This is a genomic window from Marisediminitalea lipolytica (genome assembly GCF_001758465.1).
GTDB lineage: Bacteria > Pseudomonadota > Gammaproteobacteria > Enterobacterales > Alteromonadaceae > Alteromonas > Alteromonas lipolytica.
The window spans coordinates 735262-759214 of record NZ_MJIC01000015.1; the positions used below are offsets into that span (position 1 = coordinate 735262).

At 49.4% G+C, this 23953-nt stretch carries 21 protein-coding genes; 11 read left to right on the forward strand and 10 right to left on the reverse strand.

Going from position 1 to position 23953, the window contains the following annotated elements; genetic code table 11:
* Positions 1 to 70: 70 nt before the first annotated feature.
* On the reverse strand, positions 71 to 1231 hold the full coding sequence (locus BFC17_RS17750) for a porin (RefSeq protein WP_070177810.1): 1161 nt from the start codon (positions 1229 to 1231) through the stop codon (positions 71 to 73).
* A 444-nt stretch (positions 1232 to 1675) separates the two neighbouring features.
* On the opposite strand from BFC17_RS17750, the gene BFC17_RS17755 reads away from it, so the two are divergent.
* A complete protein-coding gene (locus tag BFC17_RS17755) occupies positions 1676 to 2968 on the forward strand; it encodes an NAD(P)/FAD-dependent oxidoreductase (protein WP_070177811.1) in 1293 nt (430 codons plus the stop codon).
* A gap of 311 nt (positions 2969 to 3279) precedes the next feature.
* On the opposite strand, the gene BFC17_RS17760 is transcribed toward BFC17_RS17755, so the two are convergent.
* Positions 3280 to 4638: an 8-oxoguanine deaminase gene (locus BFC17_RS17760; protein WP_070177812.1), complete on the reverse strand. Its 1359-nt coding sequence runs from the start codon at positions 4636 to 4638 to the stop codon at positions 3280 to 3282.
* A gap of 246 nt (positions 4639 to 4884) precedes the next feature.
* On the opposite strand from BFC17_RS17760, the gene BFC17_RS17765 reads away from it, so the two are divergent.
* From BFC17_RS17765 to BFC17_RS17780, 4 genes are all read left to right on the forward strand, one after another.
* Positions 4885 to 5457, forward strand: a complete 573-nt coding sequence (locus BFC17_RS17765; protein ID WP_070177813.1) for a YceI family protein — start codon at positions 4885 to 4887, stop codon at positions 5455 to 5457.
* 204 nt (positions 5458 to 5661) lie between these two features.
* Positions 5662 to 5970: a hypothetical protein gene (locus BFC17_RS17770; protein ID WP_070177814.1), complete on the forward strand. Its 309-nt coding sequence runs from the start codon at positions 5662 to 5664 to the stop codon at positions 5968 to 5970.
* Between the two features lie 71 nt (positions 5971 to 6041).
* Positions 6042 to 6605, forward strand: a complete 564-nt coding sequence (locus tag BFC17_RS17775) for a CBS domain-containing protein (RefSeq protein WP_070177815.1) — start codon at positions 6042 to 6044, stop codon at positions 6603 to 6605.
* A 65-nt stretch (positions 6606 to 6670) separates the two neighbouring features.
* The gene (locus tag BFC17_RS17780) at positions 6671 to 7120 is read left to right on the forward strand and encodes a hypothetical protein (RefSeq protein WP_070177816.1); all 450 of its coding nucleotides are present in this window, start codon (positions 6671 to 6673) and stop codon (positions 7118 to 7120) included.
* Here the strand turns inward: BFC17_RS17780 and BFC17_RS17785 are convergent.
* The gene (locus BFC17_RS17785; RefSeq protein ID WP_070177817.1) at positions 7117 to 7725 is read right to left on the reverse strand and encodes a TetR family transcriptional regulator; all 609 of its coding nucleotides are present in this window, start codon (positions 7723 to 7725) and stop codon (positions 7117 to 7119) included. The two genes, BFC17_RS17780 and BFC17_RS17785, sit on opposite strands and share 4 nt — an antisense overlap.
* 125 nt (positions 7726 to 7850) lie before the next feature.
* Between BFC17_RS17785 and BFC17_RS17790 the strand changes: the two genes are divergently transcribed.
* From BFC17_RS17790 to BFC17_RS17805, 4 genes are all read left to right on the forward strand, one after another.
* Positions 7851 to 8987 carry an efflux RND transporter periplasmic adaptor subunit gene (locus BFC17_RS17790; RefSeq protein WP_070177818.1) on the forward strand — a complete coding sequence of 379 codons (1137 nt, stop codon included), beginning with the start codon at positions 7851 to 7853 and terminating at the stop codon, positions 8985 to 8987.
* A gap of 33 nt (positions 8988 to 9020) precedes the next feature.
* A complete protein-coding gene (locus BFC17_RS17795; RefSeq protein ID WP_070177819.1) occupies positions 9021 to 12152 on the forward strand; it encodes an efflux RND transporter permease subunit in 3132 nt (1043 codons plus the stop codon).
* Between the two features lie 209 nt (positions 12153 to 12361).
* Complete coding sequence (locus BFC17_RS17800; protein WP_070177820.1) at positions 12362 to 14236, forward strand: bifunctional acetyl-CoA hydrolase/transferase family protein/GNAT family N-acetyltransferase; 1875 nt, start codon at positions 12362 to 12364, stop codon at positions 14234 to 14236.
* On the forward strand, positions 14233 to 15165 hold the full coding sequence (locus BFC17_RS17805; protein WP_070177821.1) for a histone deacetylase family protein: 933 nt from the start codon (positions 14233 to 14235) through the stop codon (positions 15163 to 15165). Before BFC17_RS17800 ends, BFC17_RS17805 begins: the two co-directional genes overlap by 4 nt.
* 11 nt (positions 15166 to 15176) lie before the next feature.
* Here BFC17_RS17805 and BFC17_RS17810 read toward each other — a convergent pair whose 3' ends face one another.
* From BFC17_RS17810 to BFC17_RS17830, 5 genes are all read right to left on the reverse strand, one after another.
* On the reverse strand, positions 15177 to 15746 hold the full coding sequence (locus tag BFC17_RS17810; RefSeq protein ID WP_139142118.1) for a DUF6436 domain-containing protein: 570 nt from the start codon (positions 15744 to 15746) through the stop codon (positions 15177 to 15179).
* Positions 15704 to 17182: a methyl-accepting chemotaxis protein gene (locus BFC17_RS17815; protein WP_070177823.1), complete on the reverse strand. Its 1479-nt coding sequence runs from the start codon at positions 17180 to 17182 to the stop codon at positions 15704 to 15706. Before BFC17_RS17815 ends, BFC17_RS17810 begins: the two co-directional genes overlap by 43 nt.
* A gap of 127 nt (positions 17183 to 17309) precedes the next feature.
* A complete protein-coding gene (locus tag BFC17_RS17820; protein WP_070177824.1) occupies positions 17310 to 18281 on the reverse strand; it encodes a zinc transporter ZntB in 972 nt (323 codons plus the stop codon).
* Positions 18281 to 19159 carry a mechanosensitive ion channel family protein gene (locus BFC17_RS17825; protein WP_070177825.1) on the reverse strand — a complete coding sequence of 293 codons (879 nt, stop codon included), beginning with the start codon at positions 19157 to 19159 and terminating at the stop codon, positions 18281 to 18283. The genes BFC17_RS17820 and BFC17_RS17825 overlap by 1 nt, the downstream gene beginning before the upstream one ends.
* A 133-nt stretch (positions 19160 to 19292) precedes the next feature.
* Positions 19293 to 20216: a bile acid:sodium symporter family protein gene (locus BFC17_RS17830; protein ID WP_070177826.1), complete on the reverse strand. Its 924-nt coding sequence runs from the start codon at positions 20214 to 20216 to the stop codon at positions 19293 to 19295.
* 188 nt (positions 20217 to 20404) lie between these two features.
* Between BFC17_RS17830 and BFC17_RS17835 the strand changes: the two genes are divergently transcribed.
* Both BFC17_RS17835 and BFC17_RS17840 read left to right on the forward strand, forming a co-directional pair.
* Positions 20405 to 20926 (forward strand): hypothetical protein, encoded by a 522-nt coding sequence (locus BFC17_RS17835; RefSeq protein WP_070177827.1) that lies wholly within the window; start codon positions 20405 to 20407, stop codon positions 20924 to 20926.
* Positions 20927 to 20948: 22 nt separating this feature from the next.
* Positions 20949 to 21818, forward strand: a complete 870-nt coding sequence (locus tag BFC17_RS17840) for an ATP-grasp domain-containing protein (RefSeq protein WP_070177828.1) — start codon at positions 20949 to 20951, stop codon at positions 21816 to 21818.
* On the opposite strand, the gene BFC17_RS17845 is transcribed toward BFC17_RS17840, so the two are convergent.
* Together BFC17_RS17845 and ribA are read right to left on the reverse strand one after the other, a co-directional pair.
* Positions 21802 to 23139, reverse strand: a complete 1338-nt coding sequence (locus tag BFC17_RS17845) for a DUF3300 domain-containing protein (RefSeq protein WP_070177829.1) — start codon at positions 23137 to 23139, stop codon at positions 21802 to 21804. The two genes, BFC17_RS17840 and BFC17_RS17845, sit on opposite strands and share 17 nt — an antisense overlap.
* A 116-nt stretch (positions 23140 to 23255) precedes the next feature.
* Positions 23256 to 23876, reverse strand: coding sequence for a GTP cyclohydrolase II (gene ribA / locus BFC17_RS17850; RefSeq protein WP_070177830.1), 621 nt, complete (start codon positions 23874 to 23876; stop codon positions 23256 to 23258).
* Positions 23877 to 23953 lie beyond the last annotated feature (77 nt).

Here is a 23953-nt window from a genome sequence, read left to right on the forward strand (position 1 = left end):
GAAGGCATCTCCCACACGGTACCGACGACCGTAAGAAAAGACTGTTTTCTGGCAGGTAAACAGTCAGTTATTAAAAGTTTACAATCGCACCAACGGCAATTGTTTTAGCTTCTTCTGCACCCAGGATGCCTGAGAACTCGCTGGTAGAATATTCCACTGCGAAGGTTACATTACTGTTATAACCATAGAACCAGGCGGCCTGCATGCCTTCGTGACCAATGTAGTCACTGGACTCGATTTCGTTTTCACCGTAAGACAGCACTACACGGTGGGCATCCATTTTGTAAGACGCTTGTACGATGTAGCCTTCGCTGTCCAGTTCGTTGTAAGTAGCCGGGTCATACATCGTGACACCAGCCAGACCCAGAGCGGCTTCAGTTGGGCCTAACAGGATACCGATACCTTCACCGCTGTAGCCTGAAGCGTGCAAAGACAGACCACCAAAGCCTACTTTCACACCGTAAGAAGTACCGGTTGAGTCCACATCACCCATATCAGATTCTGAGGTCTGAGACAGGAAGCCTACCCAGGATGTGATGGTGGCGTTATCGAAGGTACCACTGTAGGTGATTTCACCTTCAATGCGTGGCGCAGATTCTTCACGATCCGGTGCACCGTTAACAGGTGAAGGATCGATGGCTGCTACGGCAATTTTGACACCGCCGAAAGAAGGCGAGGTATAACGAATTTGTGACGCTGGGAACGGGTAGGTGTAACCACTACCAATGTTACCAAACGATACGCCCTGACCATCTACCAGGCCAAGCGTGTCATTGACGTTACCGTAACCGATCAGAATTTCGTCCAAGAAAATATTGTTGCGGTTAAACAAGGTGAAATCTTTACCAATCAGAACCTGACCCCAGTCAGCGTCCAGCGTGGCATAAAACTGACGAACGTCGATACCTGTAGACGTTACGCCGCTGTTTGAATCGTTAATGGTTACCCAGAAAGATGAGCGGCCGCCCACTTTCATGTCGCCAACCTGCTTGCTGAAGTTCATACCCAGCCAGTTAGGCAGAAAGCCCATTTTTACCCGTGATTGATCCCGGTCGCCATTCGGACCGTTATCTACAGAGGTAGTCGTGTAAAACGTATTAAATGATGCATCAACCGATACAGTGGCTACTTCGGCATCATCGTAAATGGTAATCGCAGCGTTGGCAGACGCTGAAGAGAGTGCAAGTAAGGCAACGGCTAGCGGTTTGCACGCAAATTTATTATTTTTCATGTGTAACCCTCATATTTTGTGTTTTATTGCGTGGAGTAACACTTATCTTGCGTCCCACTGTCACTCACGTTAATTGGCAACGATTCTTTGCCGTTGCTCTTTGCATTGAGTATTGTTGAGCGGCCCTTTTTTGAGTACTCCTCAATGGAGCCTTTTGAGTCCAACTTTAGTCTTCACTGGAAATCAATCTAAAGTACTAGTACCAAAGTGCTGTCAGGGAAGGCGTTTTTACCACTTCGATATTGTGCTACTAAATACCAGCGTAAAGTGGCAGTTTTGAGAGTAGTCACGCCCGATTCTGTTAACATAAACTACCAGTGCGTTAGCCATCCCAGGGCAGTTTGAAAACCAGGCAAAATACCCTCGGCTGACCAGAGTGTTGATTGATCTGTGCACATCACACGCATTGTGCAGACCAATTCACATTTACTAAGTAGGTCTGTTATGAAAAAAATCGTAGTTGTAGGCGGTGGCGCTGGTGGCCTGGAGCTGGTTACCCGGTTAAGTAAAACACTGGGTAAACGCAAGCTGGCTGAGATTATCCTGGTTGACCGCAGCCGCACTCATGTCTGGAAACCGCTCCTTCACGAAGTCGCCGCGGGTGTTATTAATAAAGCCTCAGACGGCGTGGATTACCGAATGCACGCCGCTCAGCACCACTATCAGTTTCAGTTGGGTAATATGAGCTTTATTGACCGCGACAATCAAAGTATTTACCTCGATCCGCTGTACGATGAAGATGGCCTTGAAATCCTGCCGGAACGGACCGTGGAATACGATTATCTGGTCATGGCTATAGGCAGTGTTACCAATGATTTCGGGACTCTGGGAGTTAGCGAACATTGTTATTGTCTGGATTCCCTGAATCAGGCGGAGCGCTTTCATAGAGCTCTTTTAAATCAACTGCTTAAGATTAATCAGGATGGCGTAACCAAAGAGAAAATCCATGTCGCTATTGTTGGTGCAGGGGCAACCGGTACCGAGCTTGCGGCACAGCTTCACCATGTGAGTAATCTGGCCCGGGCCTACGGTATGCCGGAGATGTCAGCGGATAAGTTACAGGTTTCAATTCTGGAAGCCGGGCCGCGAATTTTACCCGCCCTGCCGGAGCGTATCGCGGGTTCGGCGCGCCGTGCACTGACCCGGCTGGGGATTGAAGTTCGTGAAAATACCCGTGTGCAACGTGTTGATAAAGAAGGCTTTGTTACTGCGGATGACGTATTGATTGAGGCCGATTTGATGGTGTGGTCTGCCGGTGTTAAAGCTCCGGATTTCTTAACGGATTTAAAGCTGTTTGAACTCAACAAAGCGAATCAGATACTGGTAACGCCAGCCCTGCAAAGTACGGTTGATAATAAAATTTTTGCCATTGGCGATTGTTGTGGGGTATTACAGAAGGATGGTAGCTGGGTGCCACCCAGAGCGCAATCGGCGCACCAGATGGCCAGCTTGTTGGCTAAAAATCTGCAAAACCTGTTTTTAAACAAGCCGATGCAGGCCTATACCTATACCGATTACGGTTCACTGGTACACCTAAGTAAATATTCAACGGTTGGCAGCCTGATGGGGAAACTCAGCAACAGCTCCATGTTTATCGAAGGGCGTCTGGCTAAGATGGTCTACGTGTCTTTGTATAATATGCACTTATTTGCCGTACATGGCTGGTTTAAAGGCTTTTTAATGCTGTTGATGCGTAAAGTCAGCAATCTGGTTACACCAAAATTAAAACTCCACTAAGACCTCTCAGCCCGGTATATACGCTACCGGGCTATCCCCTCACTTGTTCCGCTTTTTTGTCAGTTAATAAAATGTGATTTTTGTAACAAATGCCCGGCTTGCTTGCACTGCGATAATGTTCGCTGGTGACTGTTTTTTGAGCGAAAAAATAACCGTCGTTTGTCAATTTGGTAAACTCTGTTTAACAATCAATTTTCACTCAATTAAAGGTCAGGAACGCTCGCCTAGTAGTCAAATTGCTACCAAAGTACTGCCTTAACTAAGCGCAAGTAGTAAAGGCCTGGCTTGCTTTTCCGGGTGGCTAAAAAACCTTAGCCAGCGATTAACTGACGAGCCGCGAGGCGGTGTCTGGCCAGTAAATCTGGCATATCCAAACCATTAATCTGACCATCGGTGACTCGCCACTGGCCTCCCACCATTACGTGGTCGGCGCGTTCTGCACCACACAAAATCAGTGCAGCCAGCGGATCATGGGAGCCACTAAAGCGAATATCGTCCAGACTAAACATGGCTAAGTCGGCCTGTTTGCCTGCTGCAATCCGGCCAATGTCATTGCGTCCCAGTACACGGGCAGAACCTTCAGTGGCCCAGCGCAGGACAAGTTCCGGGGTAATGTCGCCGGCTCCGTATTTTAAGCGTTGTAAATACAGCGCCTGACGGGCTTCGTACATCATGTTTGATGCGTCATTGGATGCTGAGCCGTCTACCCCTAAACCTATTGGAGCGCCCGCCTCAATGAGATCCAGCGTCGGACAGATACCCGATGCCAGCCGCATGTTAGAAACCGGACAATGACAAATACCCGTCCCTGCTGCACCTAAGCGGGCAATTTCTTCGGCATTAAAGTGAATACCGTGGGCAAGCCAGGTTCGGTTACTTAGCCAGCCGACACTGTCGAGATAATCCACTGTTCGCAGGCCAAAGGTTTGCAGACAAAAATCTTCCTCGTCCAAGGTTTCCGCCAGATGGGTATGTAAGCGCACGTCCTCTCGTTCAGCAAGGTGGGCACTCTCCTGCATGATTTCGCGGGTCACTGAAAATGGAGAGCAAGGTGCCAAAGCAATTTGAATCTGCGCGCCTGCGCCACGCTCATGGTATCGGGCGATTAATCGCTCACTGTCACGAATGATGGTTTCGCCGGTTTGCACGGTCTGTTGTGGCGGTAGTCCGCCGTCTTTTTCGCCCAGGCTCATCGAACCGCGGGTGAGCATGGCCCGCATGCCCAGCTGGCGAACGACATCGGCCTGAACATCAATGGCATCATCTAATCCCTGTGGGAATAAATAGTGGTGGTCTGCAGCGGTAGTACAGCCTGACAACAGCAATTCTGCCATGGCGACCTGGGTGGCCAGATGCAGTGCCTCGGGAGTTAACCGGGCCCATACCGGATAGAGTGTCTTCAGCCACGGAAATAACGGCTCGTTGACCACCGGAGCCCAGGCCCGGGTCAGGGTTTGGTAAAAATGGTGATGCGTATTGATGAGTCCCGGCAGAATAACCAGTCCGGTGGCGTCAAATACTGAGTCGCAGGACACTTCTGGCTGCTCATTGTTGACCAACAGGGTTTCAATAATCTGGTTGTTGATTACCAGACCAGTCACCGGCTGCGGGTGGTCAGGGGCAAAAACAAACAGGGGGGATTTAATCCAGATACGGTGATTTTCAGACATAGCGTGGCTCCAAAATAGATAATGGTAAAGCCAGCTCAGTTATGCCCTGTCTGCTGATCCAGGAGAGAAATAAACTCAGCAACAAGTTTACCTGAGTGATTGAAAATGGAAAGCCCCAACGCCGTCGATTTGCTTGATTCTATAAAACAGAATGATTCGTTAAATTATTAGATAGAGCCAATTTGCTGTTTTCACGTAAAAATATTACCAACACAATTTTTCTCCCTTAAACAAAAGGACTCTGTTATGAACAAACGTATCTCTGCAGTACTTTTAAGTACTCTGTTTAGTGTTTCTGCCTTCGCTGCTCCGGTTTCTTACTCGGTGGATCCAACCCACACTTTCGCGGTAGCGTCATGGAATCACTTTGGCTTTTCTTCTCCGACTGCGGTTTTCTCTGGTGCCGAAGGTACCATTACTTATGATGCTGATAAGCCTGCCAGCAGCAGCATCGCTATTTCAGTTAGCATCGACACCGTTGATACTTTTGTCGATAAGCTGACCGAAGAGTTCAAAAGCGCAGACTGGTTCAATGCTGCGCAATATCCTAAAGCGACATTTGTAAGTAAGAAAGTGGTTGCTAAAGGCGACAACAAATTCAGCGTTACCGGTGATCTGACCATCAAGGGCACCACCAAAACTGTCACCATGGCCGCCACGCTGAACGGTGCCGGTGAGCACCCAATGAGCAAAAAGCAAGCGGTTGGCTTTGATGCGCAAACGGTTATCAAACGTTCTGATTTTGGCATTGACCAGTATGTGCCTTACGTAGGCGATGAAATCACCCTGCGTTTAACTACTGAAGCTCAGGCTAAGTAAGGTCATCCATGGAGTGTCTTTTTTCTTCCCGGACACTCCGGGCGGCAGCATTGGTTAGCGCCCTTGCTGCCGTTTTTATGTCGGGTAGCCATAAGTGAATCGACGCAAAAAACAAAGAATTGGTCGGCATTGCTCTTTAAAGTGGAACTAAAGCGGACCATGCTGACTCTATACAAATGTGAATTTCTGCGAGTACGATAACAAATGAACTGGTTAAGATTGTTAGTAGTAATGGTTGCAATGGTGGGCTGTCCCGCTGTTAGCACTGTGCTGCATAACGATAACGCCGCTAAGGTTCATGCCGTTGACCTGCAGGATTCTATCGTTGATCTGAGTGCTGGCGATAGTTCGGTTTTATCAGATGACATCGACGACGATGTTGACAGCTATCTTCCCGCCACCGTAACCATTCTCAACATCGAGTTTTATCACGGTGTATTTAGTTATCACAGCCGTGCTGTCAGCAGTACTTATGGCTATCGCAATATCCGGGCACCCCCTTCAGTAAGTTAATTTTTTATTTATCGCGTCGTGCAATGGTGCACATCAGACGCCCAAAATTTAACTTATTTGAGGAAAGACCCATGCATAATTTAACGCTGTGCAAAACCGAAGCTATTGATACTCTTGCCCATCCTGCAGTGTACGAACACATTGAATTGCAGTCCTCTGCGTTGAGCATTTTTACCGACTTTCACGAACAGCAGCCGCTGGTGATTGATGGTGATGTTAAAGCCATTGAGCTGGAACGCCTGATGCGCCAGTCCCACGTTAAAATGAAACTGGTACTGGACAAACGTGAACAGTTTGTCGGCATAGTGACCCTGGCCGACATTACCGAGCAAAAAATTCTCCAGCGTGTGGTGCAACTCGGCATCCCCCGTAATGAACTGCTGGTGGTAGACATGATGCAGCCTAAAGCGTTGTTACAGGCCTTTGACTATAATGAGCTGAAAGCGGCTACCGTGGCCGATGTGGTAAATGCCTTACAGGAAAACGGTGCAATGCATTGTCTGGTTATTGATCGCGTGGCCCACGACATTCGCGGCGTTATCAGCGTAAGTGACATTGCCCGCATTCTGCGGATACCGCTGGATATACAATCCCAGCCTTCCTTTGCGGCGTTGTCTCACATCATTGCCGCCTGACTTTAACTGGTCTGTCTGGTAACACTGTTATACACTAAACCCCGGTCTGTTCCGGGGTTTGTTTTATGGCGATAAATGCTTCAGAGCAATGCGGTGATTTTGCTCTGGTTATGGTAAATGACATTGTTCTGATAAACGCGCTGGGCCCGTGGAACAACGAGTGTGTAGAAAGCTTTGGGCTCACTTATGCTAACACGGTGTATCAAAGTGGAAACACAAAGTGGGCTGACATAGTGGTACTCAACGGCGAAAGTTTGTTGCAGGCAGCGGCCGAATTTGCGTTGCGCCCGCGCATTGAAAGGGCGGTCGGTGGTGGCTTATCTGCCGTATTTGTTGTTACCGGTTCCTCCAGTGTGGCCGCAAAGGCCATGGAACAGCTCCGTGGGATCTACCAGGATTTACCTCTTGCAGTGGAATTTGTTGTAAACCTGACTGATGCGATCGACGGCTGTCAGCGGCAGGGATTTAACCCTGATGCTGGCGCTATTGATAAATTCTTCCAAACCGCAATTTAATTCCATTTTCTGAAAAAAACATTGAACAATTTGGGTGCTTCCTTACGTATAGAGAAGCTGTCAGGGTTCTCCAGATATTCAGTGGCGATGCCTCTGACAAAACAGCTCAGCGCAAGCGTTAATGTCTTCGGATCCAAGTCTTTAGATAACGTTCCCTGAGCTTGAGCTTTTTCGAAAAATTTCGCTAGTGCGGCGCTTTTCTCAAGGTTAGCTTCGAAGGTGCGTTCCTGACAAACCTGCAGGCTGCCAGTATAGTCGCATTTAAGTAAAAACAGTGAAAGCGAACGGCGAAGATACAGGTCATCTTCCAGGCGGCTGAGTAGTTCGACACAAAAGCTTTGCAGGTGATTCAACGGGTCATCGTTGGCATTCTCCAACCCGTCTACTAAGTCTTGTACAAAGGGGCGATGAAGCTCATCGTGTAGGGCCATAAAAATGTCAGTTTTATTTTTAAAATGCCAGTAGACAGCACCACGGGTAACGTTAGCCGCTTTGGCTATTTGTTCCAGTGTTGCACGGGCGACACCTTTTTCGGTGAAGACATCTACAGCAGCTTCCAGAATGGCATTTCTGGTTTGTTCGGCTTCTTCTTTAGTTCGTCGCATTTTCTGACTTTTTGGGCGGATTGACAACATACATTCACGAATGTATTTTAAACTATAACTTCAAAAGCCGTTTGTCTAGCTTTCCTGTTAAAGTCGTTCTCAGGAATTAATAAAGTAAAGTATTTATGATCAAAAATTTGGTAATAGCAGCAATATCCATTATCACAGTGGTAGGTTGTTCACAGGACTCTGCAACTCAGGCGGCCCCCGCCGGAGCGCAACAACCACCTCCAACAGTTTCTGTGCTGGAAGTAAAACGCCAGCAAGTCGAAAACACCGTTACTCTGCCTGGCCGGGTTAGTCCCTTACGCCAGTCTCAGGTTCGACCGCAGGTTGAAGGTGTTATCACTGAACGACTTTTTGAAGAAGGCGCTTATGTCGAGAAAGGGCAGCAGCTTTATCAGATTGACGATTCGCGTTACGCGGCGCAGCTAGCCAGTGCTAAGGCCGATGTGAAAAGCGCCGAAGCCAATCGCAAAACTCTTGTTGCCCGGGCCGAGCGTTACAAAGACCTGCTTAAGAAAAACGCCGTTAGTCAACAGGATTACGACGATGCGGTGGCACAGGCAGAGCAGGCTGATGCGCAAATCAGCGTAGCAAAAGCCGCGGTAGAGCTGGCACAGGTTGACCTGGACTTTACCAAGGTTTATGCGCCAATCAGTGGCCAAATAAGCCGTTCTTACGAAACCGTTGGTGCACTGGTCACGGCTAACCAGGCACAGCAGCTGGCCACTATCACGCAGCTGGATCCTATCTACGTGGACATGCAGCAGTCAGGTAAAGGTGTGCTGACCTTACGCCGTGCTATGCAGAAAAACGGTACACTGCCAGTACAACTGGTGCTGGACGATATGACTGGTGAAAGCTACGAACATACCGGCGAACTCAAGTTTTCTGAAGTAACCGTAGACGAAACTACCGGAGCGGTAGCGCTGCGTGCGGAGTTTCCAAACCCGGATTCACTGTTAATGCCCGGCATGTTTACCAAGGCTCGCGTGAGTATTTCCAATACGCCTGAGCTGCTGGTACCGCAACGTGCTGCTACTCGTCAACCAGACTCATCGTTAATAGTAATGGTAGTGAATGCGCAAAACAAAGTGGAACCACGCACCATTACTATTTCGGGTAGTTTCCAGGATAAATATATTGTGACCAGCGGTGTTAGTGCCGGCGATATTGTGATTGTGGCTGGATATCAAAAAGTGAAGCCTGGCGCACAGGTTAATACCAAGCCATGGCAAGCGGGTTCTCCTCAGGGCTAATGCGCGTTTAACTAATTCAGGAAATCATTTTTTATGGCACGTTTTTTTATCGACCGCCCGGTCTTTGCCTGGGTACTGGCTATCATCGTAATGATGGCTGGTATTCTGTCAATCTCAGGGCTACCCATTGAGCAGTATCCAAAGGTCGCGCCGCCTTCTGTTACCATTAGCGCAAGCTATCCGGGCGCATCAGCAGAAACAATAGAGAATACCGTGACTCAGGTTATCGAGCAGAGTCTTACTGGTATCGATAACCTGCGCTATTTTATTTCCAGCAGCGAAAACGCGCGGATGAGTATTACCCTGACGTTTGAGCCGGGTACCGATCCGGACATCGCTCAGGTCCAAACCCAGAATAAACTGCAATCGGCCATGTCACTGTTACCTACTCAGGTGCAACAGCAGGGCGTGACGGTTAACAAGTCTAACGACGCCTTTGCGGTGGTAGTGGGTTTTTATTCAAAAGATGGCAGTCTCTCACAGTTTGATTTAAGCGATATGCTGGTGTCACAGTTTCAGGATCAGATTGCCCGGGTTAACGGCGTGGGTAATCTGCGGGTGTTCGGTGCGCAGCGCTCTATGCGGATTTGGTTAGACCCGGATAAACTCTACAGCTACAACTTAACACCAGTAGACGTGCGTGCTGCAGTGCAAACACAAAATACCGATATTTCAGCGGGCCAGCTCGGCGGCATGCCAGCAATTGAAGGTCAGCAAATTAATGCAACCATTACTGCTCAGTCATTACTCAAAACCACCGAAGACTTTGAAAATATCGTTCTTCGGGTAAATACGGACGGTTCCCAGGTGCGCTTGCGGGATGTGGCCAAGGTTGAATTGGGTTCAGAAAACTACAGTTACATTGCGCGTTACAAGCGGCGGCCTGCGTCCGGTATGGCGGTGAGCCTGGCCAGTGGTGCCAACGCACTGGAAACCATCGAAGCGGTTAAAAAACGCGTTGAAGAACTGTCGGTTAACCTGCCTGACAGTGTGGAAATCGTATATCCGGTTGATACTTCACCGTTTATTAAACTGTCCATCACCTCGGTGGTTAAAACCCTGGTTGAAGCGGTAGTGCTGGTATTTTTTGTCATGCTGTTATTCCTGCAAAACTGGCGCGCCACACTGGTACCAACCATTGCGGTACCCGTTGTATTGCTGGGCACGTTTTCGGTTTTATATGCCTTTGGTTTCAGTATCAACGTACTCACCATGTTTGCCATGGTACTGGCTATCGGCCTGCTGGTGGATGATGCCATCGTGGTGGTGGAAAACGTCGAACGCTTAATGGAAGAAGAAGGCCTCGACGCCAAAGAAGCCACTAAAAAATCCATGACGCAAATCTCCAGCGCACTTATTGGTATTGCGGTGGTGCTGTCTACCGTATTTATCCCAATGGCCTTCTTTAGCGGCTCGGCTGGCTCTATCTATCGTCAGTTCTCCATTACCATTGTATCGGCAATGACCTTCTCGGTGCTGGTTGCCATTATTCTTTCACCTACGCTGTGTGTGGCGCTGCTGCGCAGAGAGGATGTTGAAAACAAAAACGATAAAGGCTTCTTTGGCTGGTTTAACCGGGTGTTCAATACCGGACGTGACGGCTATGCCAAAATTTCGAATGGTATTGTGCACAGAGTAAAACGTTCGCTGCTGCTTTATGTGGTGTTAGTGGGTGGTATGGCTGCTATCTTTATGCAGCTACCGGGAGCCTTCCTGCCAGATGAAGACCAGGGCAACATCATGGTACTGGTTAACGCACCTTCCGGCGCAACGGCTGGTCGAACGCTGGAATCGGTTAAACAGGTAGAAGATTATTTCCTGGAAGCGGAAGGCGAAGCAGTAAAAGATATCTTTACCATTGTTGGTTTTAGTTTTGCCGGTGCGGCACAAAACTCGGGTATGGGCTTTGTTCACCTGGTTGACTGGGCAGAACGTGATGAATCAGAAAGTGCGTTTGCAGTTATCGGCAAAGCCTTTGGCGCGCTGTCGCAAATTCAGGATGCCAGTGTATTCCCGATTCTGCCACCGCCTATTCGTGAGCTGGGTAATGCGACCGGTTTTGACTTCCAGTTAGTCGATCGTGCTGGTAATGGTCACGCGGCGTTGATGAATGCCCGTAACCAGTTCCTCGGCATGGCGGCGCAGAATCCTAAGCTGGTGGGAGTACGTCCTAACGGTTTAAGTGATGTACCGGAATTTAAAATTAACATTGATAACGAAAAAGCGTCGGCTCTGGGCCTGGCCTTAAGTGATATCAATAACACGTTGAGCATTGCCTGGGGTTCTGCTTACGTGAATGACTTTATCGATCAGGGGCGGATTAAGCGGGTATACATGCAGGCTGATGCCCCTTACCGCATGGATCCGGAAGATCTGGATAAGTGGTTTGTGCGCAATAGCGACGGTGACATGGTAGCCTTCAGTGCCTTCTCCACCGTGGAATGGAACTACGGTTCGCCCAAGCTGGAACGCTTTAACGGTATTTCGTCGGTAAATATCCAGGGTAGCCCGGCGGCTGGCATTTCAACCGGTGAAGCCATGGCCGAAGCTGAGCGCTTAGTTGCCCAGTTACCGCCAGGATTCGGACTGGAATGGTCGGGCATGTCTTATGAAGAACAGGCTGCGGGTTCTCAGGCACCGCTGCTGTATGGTCTGTCGATTATTGTTGTATTCCTGTGTCTTGCAGCATTGTATGAAAGCTGGGTAGTACCATTTGCCGTACTGCTGGTGGTGCCATTGGGTATCTTCGGTTCCGTTGTTGCGGCTTATATCTTTGGTTTGCCAAACGACGTTTACCTGCAGGTTGCGTTTTTAACAACGGTGGGTCTGGCATCGAAAAACGCCATTCTTATTGTTGAGTTTGCGAAGGATCTGTACGACGAAGGCACCCCATTGTATGAAGCCGTTATTTCTGCGGCCGAACAACGTTTCCGTCCAATCCTGATGACCTCTATGGCCTTTATTCTTGGGGTAACCCCGCTGGCTATTGCCTCTGGCGCGGGTTCCGAGAGTCAGAACGCCATTGGTATAGCGGTAATGGGCGGTATGTTTGCTGCGACCTTCCTGGCGATTTTCTTTGTGCCGATGTTCTACGTGATAGTAGTGAGTTGGTTTGGCTCCAAACGCCATCCTCACGAACATCAGGAAAACCCACAAGAGCAGTAATGCTGTAAAATGAAACCCCGCTTAGCCGCGGGGTTTTTTATATCCGCCATTAACATCCCGCTGCTCTATCTCCCTTGCAAAAGCGTTAATACGTTTGTTGTGTTCGTGAAACCTGCAAATACCAACCAGATCAAATAACCGGCGTTTGATTCTGCTATCGGTGCATATCTGTGGCATTATTAAACCAAGTTAGTTTGGGAGCTTCTTTTATGACCGTTACTCTGCCGCCGCGACCGGACTGGTCGCATCTGATTAAATCAGGAAGCCGGGTATTTGTGGGCGGTAATGCCGGTGTGCCTTATGCCCTTATCGACGATTTAATTAAGCACAGTAAGGGACTCAGTGATATCGAACTGGTGCATATGCTGGCACTGGGCGACACGCGCTGGGCAAAAGAAGAGTACCGGCAGCTGTTTAAGGTTAATACCTTTTTTATTCAGGGTGATGAAATCCGCCGGGCGGTGGATGAAGGCCGGGCCGATTACACCCCGGTATTTTTATCTGAAATGTCCAGCCTGTTTAGTGATGGTACCTTGCCACTGGATGCGGCACTGGTAACCGTAAGTCCACCGGACGAGTTTGGCTATTGTTCGCTGGGGGTATCTGTGGATATCTCCATGTCGGCGGTGCGAAATGCCGGTATTGCCATTGCGCAAATCAACCCGCAGATGCCGCGTACAGCCGGGCATTCCTTTATTCACATCAGCGAATTTACTGCCTGTATTGAAGCGGACGAGCCATTACAGGCTATCGAAGCACCAGCTATCGATAGTGTAACCGAACGGATTGGGCAGTATGTGGCAATGTTGGTGGAAGATGGTGCAACCTTGCAATTTGGTGTGGGTAAAATTCCCAGCGCTACCCTCAAGTATCTGCAGCGTCACAAGGATTTGGGGATCCACAGCGAAATGTTGTCTGACAGCATTATCGATATCATAGCCTCAGGCGCGATTACCAACCGCAGGAAAACCTTTCACCCGGGTAAAATCGTAACCAGTTTTTGTATGGGCAGCGAGCGGTTGTATAAGTTTGTCCACAACAACCCGCATATCGAGTTTTATCCCAGCAGTTATGTTAACAAGCCCACCAATATTGCCAAAAATGACAATATGATCTCGATTAACAGCGCGCTGCAAGTGGATTTAACCGGGCAGGTAGTGGCTGACTCCTTAGGCTATGATTTTTACAGTGGTATTGGCGGGCAGGTGGATTTTGTGTCCGGCGCTTCCATGAGTAAAGGCGGTAAGCCAATTATTGCCATGCCTTCAACGGCTCAGAACGAAACGGTTTCACGTATTGTACCTTGTATTGCTGAAGGGGCTGGCGTAACCACATCGCGCGGTAACGTACACTACATTGTCACCGAATACGGTATCGCTTCGTTGCGGGGTAAAAGTATTCGTGAGCGGGCGCTTGAACTGATTCGGGTGGCACACCCTAAATTCCGTGCGCACCTGCTGGCGGAAGTCCGCAAAAATTACTGGGTGCCGCATTTCCAGCAAAAATACCCCACCGACATTCCGGAGCTGGGAGCTATTCAGTTACAAAAAATGGTTATTCAGGGCGAAACCTTCTATCTGCGACCGTTAAATCCGGCTGACGAACGTCGCCTGCAGGAATTTTTCTATTCTCATACCAAAGAAACCCTGCGTCTGCGCTATAACTACGACCCTAAACAAATGTCCCGGGAGAAATCCTGTAACCTGGTAAGTGTTGACCAGAACTCCGATGCAGCCCTGTGTATTGTGCGTCAGGAAGGTTCGCGGATCACGATTCATGCGGTTGGACGTTTTTATTACAACGAGCATGACAACACCTGTGAAGCGGCTTTTGTTACCCGCGAAACCCAGCAGGGTAAGGGCATGGGCAGCAGCCTGTTAATTAAACTTATCGATATTGCGCGCAAGCGTAAAATCAACAAAATGCTGGCATTTTGTCGGGCTGACAATAAACCCATGATTGCCATATTCGAACATCATGGCTTTAAGCGCTTGTTCAGCGGAGACCCCAGTGAAGTAGAACTGGAATTGCCGTTACAGGAGCCACAAGCGTCATCTGAGGCGGAAAAGGAGGTTGAGGCATGACCATAAAAATCTATCGGGGCAAAGATTGTGTCCATCACGATGTTTCTGCTGAGCATCCGGAACATCCTGACCGTCTGTATGCGATTGACGATCAGCTGTTGTCATCGGGACTCGAAATGATCTGCCAGCACGGCGATGCAAAACAGGTAAAGCGTGAAAACCTCGCTCTGGCACACGACCCTTATTATGTAGACAGTATTTTTCAGCGCTCTCCTCGCACCGGGGTGATCTGGCTGGAACAGGATACCGGTATGACGCCCATAACCCTGAGTGCCGCTTTGTACGCCGCGGGTGCCGGCTGTGATGCAGTGGACTGGGTTATGGAAGGTGAGGATCGCCAGGCGTTTTGTGCGGTGCGACCGCCGGGTCATCACGCCGAGTATGACAATGCTATGGGGTTTTGTCTGTTTAACAATATTGTCGTGGCGGCTCGGTATGCCTTAAAGCAGTACGAATTGTCGCGGGTCGCTATTATCGATTTTGACGTACACCATGGTAACGGAACCGAAAATATCATTGCTGGCGACAAACAAATTATGATGTGTTCGTCTTTTCAGCATCCTTTCTACCCGCATACCGGCTCACCTGTTTCGGCCAGTAATATTCTGAGTGCGCCCATTAAAGCCGGTGCCACCGGCGAAGAGTTCAGAAAAAAAGTCAGCTACTGGTTTGATGCGCTGCGAAACTTTATGCCACAGCTGATATTGATCAGCGCCGGGTTTGATGCTCACGCCGAAGATGCCATGGGGCAACTAAGGCTGCGCGAAGACGATTATCACTGGATCAGCAAGCAACTACGCAATGTCGCCGACGAGGTTTGCCATGGGCGCATCGTCAGTATGTTGGAGGGCGGTTACAATCACAGTGCTTTAGGCCGTAGCGTGGTAGCTCACATTAAAGGGTTACATGGCGACGAGCAAAGCCATTAACGTGAACGGATTCAGGCTGCGCAGAAGCAGCCTTTGACATCACTGTTAATACTGGCGCCATAGTAGCGTGAGGCAGTTGCCAACTGACGGATTTCTGCCACCAGATTTTTACCGGTGATGCAGCCGTAGCCGATGGCGTAGGGGCCAAGATAACGTAGCTGCCCGGCGTTATCGACTACCGCTAATGCCGGATAATGATTAACAAAGCGGGTAATTGCCGGGTGTTCAGCCAACGACAGTTGCGCCAGCTGATAACCTTGCTGTTTTAATTCCGCGGATAACTCATCGCGGTGAGACTCGGTAAGCTCGTCGCAATAACAGCGCCCGGCAGAACTAATGTGCACCAAAGTGCCGGCGGCGATGCCCGCGGCTTTTAGCTCATTAGCAAAGCGCTGGTCAAAATCAGGTTGGGCGGCGGCCTGAGCCAGGCTGTGCTCTGGATCAAAAGCGCTAATCTGATTAACACTGGCAAAGGCCAGCAGGCTTAAAATCCCCACCGCCCATACAACCACGGCAATGGTGGTGGAACGGGTCGACATCACACCACAAAGCGCTGCACGGTTTGCAGCATACGCTGACACATTTGTGCCAGTTCTGTGGACTTAGCTTCCAGTTGCTGTGCGGTTTTGGATTCCAGGTTTGCCAGTTCGTGAATTTTAGCCGTGCCCTGGGCAATATTGCTGGAAGCGACTTTTTGTTCACTGGCTGAAGCCGCCACTTCCACCATATTATCGCTGGCGGACTGAATCCTGGCTTCGATATTGTGCATAAAGGACGCCGCGCTATCGGATGCACTTACTGCTTCATCCACTAACTCGATACATTGATTCATCTGGGTCACCGATGAGGCGGTACTGGAGACCAACTGTTCTGTAATGGTGGTAATCTCATCGGCACTTTCTTTAGAGCGAATCGCCAGGGTACGTACTTCGTCGGCCACTACCGCAAAGCCCCGGCCATGCTCACCTGCCCGGGCCGATTCGATAGCCGCGTTCAGCGCCAGCAGGTTGGTTTGTTCAGCAACCGCGGTAATTGAGCGCATGGCCTCGGAAATACTGGAGCATCGCTCGTTCAGTTCCTGGTTGGTGTTAGCAGTGTTGTTGAGACGGTCGCGCAATGAATTGATGGTATTTTTAGCACTTTCTACCGAAGCGCGGGATTCGCCGGTAGTCTGGCGCGCTTCCTGGGTAATATTATTAGCAGAATTTGTGCGCTCTGATGAGTCTTGCAGGGTTACGGCTATTTCTTCTGAGGCTGCTGAAATACTGCCTATTTCATTGCTGCTTTGCTGTACGTGCTGGTTGAGCTCCTGGGTTGACGACTGTATAAATGCACTGGTACTGGCTACATCGTTTGCCAGTGATGAGGCATCGTGAACCAGCTGACGCAAGGCTGTCATTAGTTCGTCAAAGCGTTTTAGCATGGGAATGGATTTATCTACTTCGGTGCGTAAATTGATATGCTGGCTATCCTGCAAAATAGCATTAATGGCTGTGGCCAGGGCCGCTCCGCCAACCCCATCTTCGTAACTGCGTTTGGTCATGTACATCAGGGTAAAGCCTTCGACCAGCGCAAACACCGCATGGAGCAGCAAAATCATAAAGGTGACATGGCCTTCCTCAAACACGTAAATGCCAACGCCGGTGGCCTGCAGGAAGAAAAAGCTGATGTGATGCACCGCAATCACTACGGTCGCCGAGGCGATAATTTTCCAGTTACGGAAATAGGCCAGAATAGCCAGCAGAGCAAATATCTCAAAATGCATTTCAATAAGGCCAAAGGCCTGGTGAATGTGCAAAGCAGTCATGAGCTGAGTACCAATGCCCATGGCATGACCGCTAATTTCCGACTCCGGGTTAGTAAAGCTCAGATACAGCGGCAACAGAATAATAGGCAGTCCAAGCCAGAACGCAATAAGCAGTTCGCCAGTGATTAAACCGATGACAATGGAAACGATTAACTGGACGATCAGTATCGCCCGAAATATTTTATGTGCCCCTGAAACCCAAGAATACATATCAAAAAACTCCCCATTTTTTTGATAAGTGTAGGAGAGGTTTGTAATCCTGCCAGCCAAACAGCTCAATAAACGGGGCTTTTATTGATCTGGTCAGAGCTGGCGGGACTATCGATTTAACAAAGATTTACAGCCATTTTTTCCACAGCATGGCAATTAACATAAAAATTGCCAGTCCGCCCATGGCTGTCATCAATATTGCAAATGCATTCGGCGTTTCAGTACCGGGTAAGCCGCCCACGTTCATACCAAAGACACCGGTTAAAAACGATAAGGGTAAAAATATTGCCGTGATCATAGACAAAACATACATGCGGATGTTTTGTTTATCGGCAATCTGGTTGCGCAGTTCATCCTGTAAAACAATGGCGCGTTCTCGGGCTAAATCGAGATCCTCAATAGAGCGGGTCATGCGGTCAGACTGGTCGCGTAAATCGAAGGTTAGTGATTCTGAAATCAGGCCGGCTAACCGCACCAGGGCTTCCAACGCATCCCGCTGCGGGGCAAGATAACGACGGATACTGGCGGTTTGGCGGCGCAGCATGGCGAGCTGGTTACGGTCCTGCTTGTTTAACGTCTCAAAGGCTTCGTAGTCACCCAGTGTCTCGTCAATATCTTCGACCTTGTCGTGAATACGATCGGCAATCCGGCTGACCAGGGCGACCAGCATCTCGGCGGTAGTCGGCGGCACTTCGCCTTGTTCTATTTGTAACCGGGTGTCCTGAACACTCATTAGCTTTCGTTCGTGGCGACGGGCAGTCACAATTAACGAGTCTGTTAACCACAGGCGTAGCGACACCATGTCTTCCGGGTCAGCGCCAGGGTTAACGTTAATACCGCGCAAAAATACCAGCGCGCCACGGCTGATGGTGATAACTCTTGGCCGGGTTTTCAATGCCATCAGGCTGTCGCTGACATCTTCGGATAAGTTTAGCGCATGCAGTAACGCCGGCGCTTCCGGTGCATCAGACTGAATATGCACCCAGCGGTAGCCCCCCTGTGGCACCGGGCTGGTTAAATGAGACGTGGTTAGCGACTCGGCACTGCCATCTGCTTTAATGTCATAGGCCCATAAAAGGGCTTTATGTGATTCAGCCATTAAGAATTACTGCTCGGTTTAACCAGTTGTAACGTGCCGTCCAGATGAACGTCGCGCTGTGGGAAGGCAATAACAATATCATGCTCATTAAAGAGGGCATCTATAGCAAAGCGGACCTGACTGCGGATCACCCGCAGGTCACGTTCTTTGGTGGCATTAACCCAAAAAAATGTCTCAAACATCAGTGCGTTGTCACCAAAATCATCAAAAATAACCACCGGCTTGGGGTCACTGAGGATATCTTCCTGAGATACCGTTGCCTGTTCAATCAGTGCGGCGACTTTGTTACAGTCTGAGCCGTAAGCAACACCCACTCGCACTGAGGTTCGGGTTAGTAAATCGATAAGGGTCCAGTTAACCACGGTGTTTTCCAGCAGCTTACTGTTAGGGATCAGCATGTGCACGCCATCTATCCGGCGAATACGGGTAGAACGGGTATTGATAGTTTCCACCGTGCCCCGGCTGCCATCCACCTCCAAAAAATCACCAATTCGAATGGGCCGTTCCCACATTAAAATCCAGCCAGAGATAAAGTTGTTAATGATGTTCTGGGCACCAAAACCTACTCCGATAGCGACTGCACCGGACAAAAACGCAAAGGCTGTCAACGGCACATTCATTACGTCCAGCGTGGTAATGATCAGAATTGCACTGGCGACAATATAAAAAAGGCGTTTAAACAGATGTACAGTATCAGCACTGGCCCCGGACGCTCGCAGTCGGTAAGTTGCCATGTGCGCCAGCTTTTTAAACAGCCAGATGCCCACAATGTAGATAAGCGGCACGGCAATTAAATCACCAACGGTGACCTGTATGTCAAACAGGGTAAAAAGCTCTTTGGCCAGAAAGCCTTTTACCTGCGTTAATGTAGTTTCCAATGGGTTAACCCCGTATTTATTACGACCGGCACATAATAAGTGTGATATTTATTAATGCAAATAGGTCGGCCCGAAACAAGCCTGTTTTTATTTTGTCCTGACGATGAAAAATATTGATGCGGCCCGCAGGCCCTTAAGGTTTTTGCTGCTCGTTTGTCTGGTCGGTTTTATTGGACCAGTAACTGGCAAACAGGGCACCAGACAGATTGTGCCAGATGCTGAATATTGCGCCGGGAATAGCGCTGGCGGCAGTAAAATACTTTAGCGCCAGTGCCACGCTTAACCCGGAGTTTTGCATACCGACCTCAATGGCGACGGTGCGCGCAATCACTGAATCGCAGCCCAAACGCCGGGCAACGAAATAACCACTACTTAACCCAATCAGATTATGCAGGATAACCGCAATAACCACCGGCCAGGCGACGGTACTCAGATTTTCACTGTTTAACGCCACCACTATGGCAACGATCAGCAAAATAGCAGCCATGGAAAAGGTGGTAAACCAAGCGGAAAAGGAGGCTAATTCAGTCCGCCAGAAGTGATTTAGCAGCATTCCCGCAAAAACGGGGAGCACGATAACTTTTAGCAGTGTTCCCAGCATCGCCAGCGCAGGAACGTCCACGCTGTGGCCTAAATACAACCACGTCAGTATAGGTAGCATTAGCACGGCAGTTAGCGTCGATACCATGGTCATGCTTACCGACAGGGCCACATTGCCTTTAGCCAGGAAAGTAATGACGTTGGACGCAGTGCCACCGGCCGTAGCCCCGACCAGCATCATGCCTACGGTTAGCGCTTCGGATAACCCAAGTAACAATGAGATAAGCCAGGCGGCGAGGGGCATGATGACAAACTGCACCGCCACTCCTGTTGCCACACTGGTCCGGTAATTCCAGACCTGCAGGAAATCACGCCAGTTGAGGGTAAGTCCCATACTCAGCATCACCAGCATCAACAGCGGTAAAATAGAGGGCTTTAACGCCATAAAAACCGGCGGATAAAGATAAGCGACAAGACTGACGACAAATGCCTGGATGGGGAATAACATTAAGGCCATGGGGTACTAATATAGTTTGCAACAGACGAGAGAGTTTATCATTGAGCGCGCAGATGAGTTAACCTGGCAGGCACTTCGGGTTAAAATATTTAGGTATCTCTGGTCACACCCTGTTTGCACCGAGGATCGTGCCTGGCAGCTAAAAGTCTGCTAGCCTTAGCCGGGTCTTAGCTAAAAGAAGTAATAAAATGAAGTATCTTCGTCGATTGGGCGCCAGCCTGTTAGCCATGCTGGTATTGTATTCACCAGTGAGCAACGCATTTATCATGACGTTTTCTGAAAGTCAGTTAAACGCCATGGTGACAGCGGTATTCCCCCAGCAACGCACTTTCGACAATGTCATATTTACGTTTTCCGAACCCTATGTGGAACTTGATCCGCTGGATGATGAGGTTAACGTTAAAGTCACCATTCTGGCTGAACAGAATGGTCAGCAACTCAAAGCCAAAGCCGAGATTTCCGGCAAGGTGGCCTATCACTATCAGCTGGCCCAGCTACGCCTGATAGAGCCTCAACTCGATAAACTGAAGGTGCTGGATAATCAGGCGGTGGTACCTGAAAGCCTGGTGAATGGCATCAAACGTTTAGAAGGCAAACGGATGCCAGTGATTTTGCTGCTCGACTTTGAAGAGCTGGACATGGCTGCCTTTGGCATTCAAAAACCTAAGCGCATCGATATTACCCCTAAGGGTTTGTTGATAGAAATATAACGACAAGCTTACCGAGATTGTAATGAAAAAACTCGCCTTCCTGTCGATGGACGATCTACAGGACTTTTTTGTTTATGACGAACTGCTGATTGCCCCTTTTGCCGATAAAGGGTATCAGGTAGATACGGTTTCCTGGCATTTGTCAGGCTTTGACTTTAGCTCCTACGAAGCGGTAATAGTACGCAGCCCCTGGGATTATCAGCAGTATGAAGCGGAATTTGTTGCCTGTTTAACCCGCATAAACGAGCAAACCCGCCTGATGAATTCACTTCCCCTGATGCTGTGGAATCTGAATAAGCGGTATCTTAAGGATTTAGCCGCCCAACAGGTACCGGTGTTGCCTACCCTTTGGCTGGATGGATTTGAGCAGGCAACTGTCGAAAAGACGTTTGCTGAGTTTGCCTGTGATGAAATCGTTATTAAACCCTGCGTTAGCGCTAACGCGGATGACACCTTTCGTCTGACGGCGGAACAGCTGGCTGACCAGGCCCCACAATTAGCGGCGTGTTTTAACCAGCGTGAATGTATGGTTCAGCCGTTTGTTACAAGTGTGACCGAGCGCGGTGAAGTGTCATTATTTTATTTTGCCGGGCAATTAAGTCATGCCATTTTGAAACGCCCTAAAGACGGTGATTTCAGAGTACAGGAAGAACATGGCGGAAGTTTGCAGGCCATTACCCCACAAGCGGCCATGTTAAACAATGCCGAAGCTGCCCTCGCGGCCATGCCAGACGGTTATCTTTACGCCCGTGTAGATTTACTGTGGTTTGATGCGCAGTGGCGAATTATAGAGTTAGAGCTCATTGAGCCCTCACTCTATTTTAATTTGGATGAGCAATCGCCAGAGCGTTTTGTCGACGCTTATTTACGCTATTTTAATGCTCTCGACTAGCGCGCCCCTGTTGCGCATGGTCTGGCCGTGAAGGTTTACTGTGCGCACCATTGCCTGAGCGGGTAACACGAGCCTCATGGCTTTGACGTTTTTCGCCCGGCTCTGCGCGTTTACTTACCCTCTGCCGCTCACTGTTAAGCTGGCGTTCTTTAGGGTGCCTGGCAACAGCGTCCGGGCGTTCTGGGCGGGTAAATTCTTTTGCTTTAGACCCTGAGTTACCCGCTGAGCGATGCGGTTGGACATTTTTATCCGCCTGTTGGTGTAAGCGTTGCTTACCCGTTTCATCACGTTTAAGCCGTTGCTCAAAACCTTTAGCATCCTGCCGGGGGCCTTCTTTGCGAATTGGTTTATTATCCACAGACCTTTTATTTAAAGTTTTTTGTTGCGAGTGTGCACTTACTGCGCGGGTTTTGTTGTAGAGCTCGCGGTGCCTGGCTACGGTGGTGACAGAACGATGCTGTCTGGCCAGAGCGGGCTTCTCTGTCACTATGCTGCGTGAATAGCGGGCATGGCGGCTGGCCGTATTGTGTTGCCAGCGATGATACTCTTTTACCCGTGCGTGTTTAACGGAGTAAACCGGGCGAACGTAACGATGAACCGGTGTACTGCGGATAACGATATGACGTTCCGGCCACCAGATATTACTAAAATAAAAGCCCGCAGAAATACTTACGTGTGGCCCCCAGTAGATTCGATGGCCAAGGGCTATTTTTACTGCCGCAGGCCAGAATACCGGTGTGCTGTGATAGTGCCAGTGGCCGTAAACGTAGCGGGGATCGTAATAGGGCACGTACACTACATCAGGCTGACGTGATTCAATAACAATTACTTTTTCTTCAGCGGAGATTTGTTGGTAGTCATTACTTTGCAGATTACCGCTCTGCATAGCTTGCAGACGCAGCGCCTGAACCCGGTCCAGCACCCAGTCTTCATTAGTGAGTACGGCATCGCCAAGTTGCTGTAGCCAGCTTAAATCGTCACTCATGTGGTGCAAAATATCGTTAAATGGCACCAGGGCTTTTATGCTGGGGTCCCAGTCAAATTTTGTTAAGGCCTGTTCCAGGCTATTTCCTGCCAGTGACGGGTTGTCCTGTCGCCAGCGGTCAGCCTCAACTACCTGAAATGGATAGGTACTGGCAATCAGGATGTGGGTTACCAGTGTGTCGGGATAAAGCGCGATGGGGGCCAGCAGGTTATCCAGGGTTTCCTGGTTCAGGTGGGCCACCGTGGCTTCGGTTGGTTGTTCGGGGGCGGTTCTGGCCAGTGCCTCGCCACCACAGATTAAGGGTAGCAACAGGGCTAATACAATGCGCTTTTTCATACAGACTCTCGTGCGCAGGTTTTGCGCGTGATGTTATGTCTGTATGGTTATACTCTGCGCCAAATTAATTCTGGCTGAATCAAGCTGAACAGGTTGTTCAGCCTGGATGTGCCGGGTTAGTCACCCAATAAATGCGGATCGAACGCGTGACCGAGTTTTTCGGTTTTGGTTTTGATGTAGTGTTTGTTGTCTTTGGTAATGCCGTGATCAATAGGCTTACGGGCTACCACGTTAATATCCAGAGCTTTTAATGCTGCCGTTTTGCGCGGGTTGTTGGTCATTAACTCAACATTTTTTACGTTAAGTTTGTCCAGCATCACCTTACACATTTCGTAGGTACGCATATCGGCGTCAAAACCCAGATGCTCGTTGGCTTCTACGGTGTCCATGCCCTGATCCTGCAAATGATAGGCGCGGATCTTGTTAATCAGGCCAATGCCCCGACCTTCCTGACGCAGATACAGCAATACGCCACAGCCATTCTCGACAATGTTTTCCATGGCTCTTTCCAACTGAAAGCCACAGTCGCAACGGGTCGAAAACAGCGCGTCGCCAGTAAGGCATTCTGAGTGGATACGAATCGGTACCACATCATCGCTCTGCCAGCTACCGTAAGACAGGGCAACATGTTCAACCCCAGTACCATCCTGGACAAAACCGTGGATAGTGAATTCGCCCTTGCGGGTAGGAAGTTTTGCTGCGCTGACAAAGCGGTATTGCTGGGATGTACTGGTCATGAAACTCGAGCCGGATTGTGTTGTGTACTGCCAAATAGAAAGTCTATATAAGGCCACGGTTAAGTGTTTACAAGCCC

What these genes read in the sequence shown, in the direction of transcription:
- BFC17_RS17835 (WP_070177827.1), top strand. Translation starts at nt 20,405, where the DNA reads ATGAAGTATCTTCGTCGATTGGGCGCCAGCCTGTTAGCCATGCTGGTA.
- BFC17_RS17765 (WP_070177813.1), top strand. Translation starts at nt 4,885, where the DNA reads ATGAACAAACGTATCTCTGCAGTACTTTTAAGTACTCTGTTTAGTGTT.
- BFC17_RS17755 (WP_070177811.1), top strand. Translation starts at nt 1,676, where the DNA reads ATGAAAAAAATCGTAGTTGTAGGCGGTGGCGCTGGTGGCCTGGAGCTG.
- BFC17_RS17800 (WP_070177820.1), top strand. Translation starts at nt 12,362, where the DNA reads ATGACCGTTACTCTGCCGCCGCGACCGGACTGGTCGCATCTGATTAAA.
- BFC17_RS17795 (WP_070177819.1), top strand. Translation starts at nt 9,021, where the DNA reads ATGGCACGTTTTTTTATCGACCGCCCGGTCTTTGCCTGGGTACTGGCT.
- BFC17_RS17820 (WP_070177824.1), bottom strand. Translation starts at nt 18,281, where the DNA reads ATGGCTGAATCACATAAAGCCCTTTTATGGGCCTATGACATTAAAGCA.
- BFC17_RS17750 (WP_070177810.1), bottom strand. Translation starts at nt 1,231, where the DNA reads ATGAAAAATAATAAATTTGCGTGCAAACCGCTAGCCGTTGCCTTACTT.
- BFC17_RS17760 (WP_070177812.1), bottom strand. Translation starts at nt 4,638, where the DNA reads ATGTCTGAAAATCACCGTATCTGGATTAAATCCCCCCTGTTTGTTTTT.
- ribA (WP_070177830.1), bottom strand. Translation starts at nt 23,876, where the DNA reads ATGACCAGTACATCCCAGCAATACCGCTTTGTCAGCGCAGCAAAACTT.
- BFC17_RS17815 (WP_070177823.1), bottom strand. Translation starts at nt 17,182, where the DNA reads ATGTATTCTTGGGTTTCAGGGGCACATAAAATATTTCGGGCGATACTG.
- BFC17_RS17780 (WP_070177816.1), top strand. Translation starts at nt 6,671, where the DNA reads ATGGCGATAAATGCTTCAGAGCAATGCGGTGATTTTGCTCTGGTTATG.
- BFC17_RS17840 (WP_070177828.1), top strand. Translation starts at nt 20,949, where the DNA reads ATGAAAAAACTCGCCTTCCTGTCGATGGACGATCTACAGGACTTTTTT.
- BFC17_RS17805 (WP_070177821.1), top strand. Translation starts at nt 14,233, where the DNA reads ATGACCATAAAAATCTATCGGGGCAAAGATTGTGTCCATCACGATGTT.
- BFC17_RS17785 (WP_070177817.1), bottom strand. Translation starts at nt 7,725, where the DNA reads ATGCGACGAACTAAAGAAGAAGCCGAACAAACCAGAAATGCCATTCTG.
- BFC17_RS17775 (WP_070177815.1), top strand. Translation starts at nt 6,042, where the DNA reads ATGCATAATTTAACGCTGTGCAAAACCGAAGCTATTGATACTCTTGCC.
- BFC17_RS17845 (WP_070177829.1), bottom strand. Translation starts at nt 23,139, where the DNA reads ATGAAAAAGCGCATTGTATTAGCCCTGTTGCTACCCTTAATCTGTGGT.
- BFC17_RS17830 (WP_070177826.1), bottom strand. Translation starts at nt 20,216, where the DNA reads ATGGCCTTAATGTTATTCCCCATCCAGGCATTTGTCGTCAGTCTTGTC.
- BFC17_RS17770 (WP_070177814.1), top strand. Translation starts at nt 5,662, where the DNA reads ATGAACTGGTTAAGATTGTTAGTAGTAATGGTTGCAATGGTGGGCTGT.
- BFC17_RS17790 (WP_070177818.1), top strand. Translation starts at nt 7,851, where the DNA reads ATGATCAAAAATTTGGTAATAGCAGCAATATCCATTATCACAGTGGTA.